Origin of the sequence: Candidatus Symbiopectobacterium sp. NZEC127 (assembly GCF_025962675.1) — a bacterium.
Classification (GTDB): domain Bacteria; phylum Pseudomonadota; class Gammaproteobacteria; order Enterobacterales; family Enterobacteriaceae; genus Symbiopectobacterium.
The window spans coordinates 1-931 of sequence record NZ_JAGFPG010000021.1 but is presented as its reverse complement, the minus strand read 5'-3'; the positions used below and the strand labels follow the sequence as shown (position 1 = coordinate 931).

At 50.6% G+C, this 931-nt stretch carries 1 rRNA gene; it reads right to left on the bottom strand.

The window, feature by feature from the left end:
• Positions 1-553: ribosomal RNA gene (locus J5069_RS23675) — 16S ribosomal RNA — on the bottom strand; the annotation flags it as partial.
• Positions 554-931 lie beyond the last annotated feature (378 nt).

The window sequence follows — 931 nt, the reverse complement described above, 5'->3', positions numbered from 1 at the left end:
TAACGCTTGCACCCTCCGTATTACCGCGGCTGCTGGCACGGAGTTAGCCGGTGCTTCTTCTGCGAGTAACGTCAATCGACAAGGTTATTAACCTTATCGCCTTCCTCCTCGCTGAAAGTGCTTTACAACCCGAAGGCCTTCTTCACACACGCGGCATGGCTGCATCAGGCTTGCGCCCATTGTGCAATATTCCCCACTGCTGCCTCCCGTAGGAGTCTGGACCGTGTCTCAGTTCCAGTGTGGCTGGTCATCCTCTCAGACCAGCTAGGGATCGTCGCCTAGGTGAGCCGTTACCCCACCTACTAGCTAATCCCATCTGGGCACATCCGATGGCGTGAGGCCCGAAGGTCCCCCACTTTGGTCTTGCGACGTTATGCGGTATTAGCTACCGTTTCCAGTAGTTATCCCCCTCCATCAGGCAGTTTCCCAGACATTACTCACCCGTCCGCCGCTCGTCACCCAGGGAGCAAGCTCCCTTGTGCTACCGCTCGACTTGCATGTGTTAGGCCTGCCGCCAGCGTTCAATCTGAGCCATGATCAAACTCTTCAATTTAAAGTTTGATTTGCTTCTACTCGAGAAGCGATGCTCAAAGAATTATTACTGTTAGTTCGTAATGAATTAACTGTTGTTCACTCTTCAAGACTTTTATTTTTTAAGCCCGTAGGCTTTACGATAAAGTCCTGTGAGTGCCCACACAGATTGTCTGATTAATTGTTAAAGAGCGTTGCCACATCTACCGTGGCGCGGGAGGCGTATATTACGCTGCACCGCTGAAAAGTCAACGTTAATTTTTCAATTTCGCGTCTGGCTTTTCGTTTTACTTCTTACCGTTACCACAACCGCGTGTCGCTGTTGCCGTGTCAGTGGAGGCGCAGTATAGACACTTCTCGTGCCCTGACAAGGGCTAATTTCAATTTTATTTCTGAGTGC